Raw genomic sequence first — 3,656 nt, forward strand, 5'->3', positions numbered from 1 at the left:
CTCATGGTTCCCCTCTGGAATTGCCGGAGACAAGGGGAGATAGAGCCGACTTTGGGTGATAGAATCGTCGTGTCAAATGTGTACACAAGTGCTACTGTGGTTACATGAACACGATTACTTCATCCGTCACAATTCGGGCACTTCGCGATGGTCTCGCTGATGCTGTGGGCCGTGCTAGCTACGGGCATGAACGCGTGCAGATTACGAAGAACGGCAAGCCGGCGGCTGTGCTTATTGGCCCCGATGACTTTGAACTGCTGGAGCAACTGGAAATGTTCCGTGATGTCGCTGAATACCGGGCGGCTAAGTTGGCTGATGACGGTGAGCGCGTCAGCCTGAGTGAACTGCGTGCTGAGCTAGACGCGTGAGTTCTTACCGCATTGAATTCACCACCGCGGCCGCGAAAGAACTCAGAAAGCTTGACCCCGGAATCCGACGCCGCATCCTGTCCGGCATCGCCGAACTTGGGCAGGACCCCCGCCCTGCTGGTTGTAAAAAGCTGGCCGGCGAAAGTACTGCTTGGCGGATCCGCGTTGGTGACTACCGGATACTCTACGAAGTTGTCGACAAACTTCTCCTCGTTACCGTGGTTCGAGTGGCCCACCGCCGCGAAGTCTACAAATAACCATCCGGCTGCGTTTTAATTACTTAGATATCCAAAACTTTGGGCATACTCAACGCGCATTAACGGATGGGATCGCCAGTAGCAGAACGTGCAGCACCTCGGTTCCTGAGGACCTCAGGCCCGATAAGCGCCAAGTTTCAGTAAGCGGTCCCGTATCCCGTTCCCAAGCGGACAGCCCAACAGATCCCAGAACTACTTTTGCCTCAGGTGATCCGGCCGGCCTCTGATCGACCGGCTTACTCCAGCAAGCCTTAAAGAGATACCGCTTACGGAATGGCGAGAGCTGAATTCATGGGGAACTTCATCGCGCCGGAGACTGCGATAGTAGCTCCGAGAAAACTGCGGCGGGTGAATTTACGCCTTATCGTGAACTTGGCTTTCTCGTCGGTGTGCTTTCAAACGTTTGGTTGCCGCGACGATAAACGCGCAGATAAATGTGGCTGTTAGAACGGCGAAGATCACCAGAGCAGGATTAATCCAGACCGGGATCATGTCATAACCGGCGTTGCATTTGTTATGTAGAGGGAAGAGCCGCCCTGGTTCTTGCCAGTTCTGCGCCCGATAGTCTCTGTCAAGCAGTTGGCCGGCCTTCGCGCATGTCTCGTCAATGTCCTTACCGGAGGCGAATATCCCGATGAAATACGTAACACCGATGGCAATGAAGGACAGGAAGGACAGTCCAAGCCATCCTCTCAGTGGCATTCGTCGCACGTCAGATCGCTCCTGCGCCATTCACTGCGAGTGGAGTCGTGGTGGACAGAAAAACAATCGTGAGTGAGATCATCGGCCCAGTCTGCCAGTAAGGGAAAGATAGTTCATCCAACCCAGGGTTGATTCTGTCAATCGAGGTGACCTTTGAGGGTTCTCCCATGCGAGAAAGACCGCCAACGTCCAAGCAACGGGCCAGCAGGTGTTTTGCGGTGTCGGTTCAGAATGGGTGCGCGACCCTGGAACTTTTGTGGGCGACTGCTCTATTCTCTGGCCAATTCCAGCGCCTAGTCACATATTGTCCTACCATCGGGAATGTTGATGGTGTCCAGGACCTTGTCGGTTGCGGTGTCAATGACAATGGCATTGTTCTTCGGCCAGGACGGATCCACATTGACCTTGTAATTAATGTCCTCTGGTGCAACGGCCTCCGCTGTCCCGTCCGATGTCCTGCGCATGGCATCAAAAATCCGCCCTGTCTCAGACACTACCGTCACGATCTCCTGAGGAAGTTCGGATACATTGCCGTCAACTGGGGTCAAATTCCAGATGGTCTCGAATCCCCCGAGGCAGTTCCCCATGGGTGTAGAGATATTTTCACCTGCAGCTTCAGGTGACACATTGGCCTGGGTCGCGCAGCTTGTCAGCACCATCGCTCCGACCACCGCAGTCATGGCCATAATTTTCTTCGACTTCATTTCCCCCACCGTTACCTTCAGATCTTGGAAGTACAGAGCCTATCAGGGCTCTCCACGCCACTCTCAGGCTCAGCCCGGGGCCACGAGGGCCAGTTGAACGACCGACTGGTCATTGGTCGGGTCTGATGATGTCCTCGAAAACGTCACTGACGGTCAAGGGTCACTGCATCTTTGGTTGTGGATTTATCCCGCCGCGAGGATGTGATGAGCAGGAGAATGGTCTCGGCGAAGCCCGCAACGGCCCACAGGAGGACACACTCAACAAAGAGTATCGCCTCCGCCAACCCGCCGCCCGCTATCCCTGATGAGGATCTGGTTGGGTTAGGATCCTCAGCAGCCATTCCCGTCAGGAAGAAGGCAACTGCCATAACGGGGAGGCCCGCCAAAAGAAGCCAAGCTGTGTACTTTGCCTCCTTGCGGCCGAGAATCCTTAGGGAGGCGTGCAGTAACCAGAAAATACCGACACAAATGGGCAGCAGGCAAAAAGGGTTCATTCTTCTAGCCTTTCAGGTGACAAAGGGTAAAACGTCCTACCCAGGGCTAATTCTTCACGGGACTGGTCCCTTTCCCTAGAACTTGGACCCCCGCCTGACTTCGCACCTTCATCAGGGCCCTATGGAACGGACAAGCGTAAAGCAAATAAAAGCAGCGGTTTCAGGTTTCGACGGCCTGAGTGTCAGATCATGGGGTCATTAAGCCGCTGTAAGTGGCTACACACACTAGCCAGACAGCATCGATTGTCGTTGATGTCCCGTAGGAGGTTCCGCTTGCGGCAGCTTAGGCGCGGACACCAGCCTTGTCGTGGCCGTCAGTACTGAGTGGGCCACTGTTGTTCTGAGTCAAGGGAATGCGAGTCCGAAAAACCGGATGTGACGCTGCCTGTCGACCTGGATACTGGTCCAAACGGCCCGGTTACCGGTTGGCTTTGGCTTGACGCCTGACGGACCTGAGCCATACCCAGATCGCCCCTGCCAATAACAGGGAAATTATCGCCACGGGTAAAACAAGGGAAACAAGAACAAAGTTGCCGACGACTGCAGCGACTACGCTGATGGAGCAAAGAACCACACCCGCAACAGCCATCACACGGACGATGCGTGTCCAGCTCCGGACATTGCGGTCGGTCAGTATGATCAGTGCCGCCTTGGAGGCTGCCACCGCTTCCGACTCGAACAACTGGGCCACAAATAAGCCCAAAACAATCGGGAAGATTGCCAGCCCCGGGTTGCCAACTGGACGATTGAGGACGACAGTCATGACGGTGTAGACCACGATGACGCCAATGAGCAGTCCATACTTCCACCTGTGCCGGGTCAAGACTATACGCCCGGCCCGCGTCCTGCCCACCACAATAATGGCACCCGAAGATATGACAATGCCAGCGGCCAGACTGATCGCTATACCAGTAAATGCCTTCGGCGACTGGCTCCAAATCATAATCAGCGAGGTGACGGCAAGAACAATGACCAGCAATCCGCCAGTGATCCGGATGCTCGCCTCAACCCGTCGGGATGCCATGTGCCTAGTGCACTCCCCCAACGAGATGGTGTCAATGCCGAACTGCCCTAGATCCAGAAATGGGACAGCCCCGAATTCGTTTGACTCGACAATGAAGTGCTGAATCC

General features: G+C 55.1%; 6 protein-coding genes. 2 read left to right on the top strand and 4 right to left on the bottom strand.

Features of this window, described 5'->3' with window-relative positions; genetic code table 11:
- Window positions 1–104: 104 nt before the first annotated feature.
- Together RY113_RS18225 and RY113_RS18230 are read left to right on the top strand one after the other, a co-directional pair.
- Window positions 105–368, top strand: a complete 264-nt coding sequence (locus RY113_RS18225) for a type II toxin-antitoxin system Phd/YefM family antitoxin (RefSeq protein WP_110107668.1) — start codon at window positions 105–107, stop codon at window positions 366–368.
- Entirely contained in the window at window positions 365–625 is a 261-nt protein-coding gene (locus RY113_RS18230) for a type II toxin-antitoxin system RelE/ParE family toxin (RefSeq protein ID WP_315915793.1), read from the top strand. The genes RY113_RS18225 and RY113_RS18230 overlap by 4 nt, the downstream gene beginning before the upstream one ends.
- A 354-nt stretch (window positions 626–979) precedes the next feature.
- Here RY113_RS18230 and RY113_RS18235 read toward each other — a convergent pair whose 3' ends face one another.
- From RY113_RS18235 to RY113_RS18250, 4 genes are all read right to left on the bottom strand, one after another.
- Entirely contained in the window at window positions 980–1,327 is a 348-nt protein-coding gene (locus RY113_RS18235) for a hypothetical protein (protein WP_315915801.1), read from the bottom strand.
- A gap of 293 nt (window positions 1,328–1,620) precedes the next feature.
- Window positions 1,621–2,007, bottom strand: a complete 387-nt coding sequence (locus RY113_RS18240; RefSeq protein ID WP_315915795.1) for a hypothetical protein — start codon at window positions 2,005–2,007, stop codon at window positions 1,621–1,623.
- Window positions 2,008–2,174: 167 nt separating this feature from the next.
- Window positions 2,175–2,525 (bottom strand): hypothetical protein, encoded by a 351-nt coding sequence (locus tag RY113_RS18245; protein WP_315915797.1) that lies wholly within the window; start codon window positions 2,523–2,525, stop codon window positions 2,175–2,177.
- Window positions 2,526–2,943: 418 nt separating this feature from the next.
- On the bottom strand, window positions 2,944–3,656 hold a 713-nt coding region (locus RY113_RS18250; RefSeq protein WP_315915799.1), incomplete at its 5' end, for a hypothetical protein.

The organism is Arthrobacter sp. lap29 (assembly GCF_032458965.1).
GTDB lineage: Bacteria > Actinomycetota > Actinomycetes > Actinomycetales > Micrococcaceae > Specibacter > Specibacter psychrochitiniphilus.

Coding starts and splice junctions, on each gene's coding strand:
- RY113_RS18225 (WP_110107668.1), top strand. CDS start 105: ATGAACACGATTACTTCATCCGTCACAATTCGGGCACTTCGCGATGGT.
- RY113_RS18235 (WP_315915801.1), bottom strand. CDS start 1,327: ATGCCACTGAGAGGATGGCTTGGACTGTCCTTCCTGTCCTTCATTGCC.
- RY113_RS18240 (WP_315915795.1), bottom strand. CDS start 2,007: ATGACTGCGGTGGTCGGAGCGATGGTGCTGACAAGCTGCGCGACCCAG.
- RY113_RS18245 (WP_315915797.1), bottom strand. CDS start 2,525: ATGAACCCTTTTTGCCTGCTGCCCATTTGTGTCGGTATTTTCTGGTTA.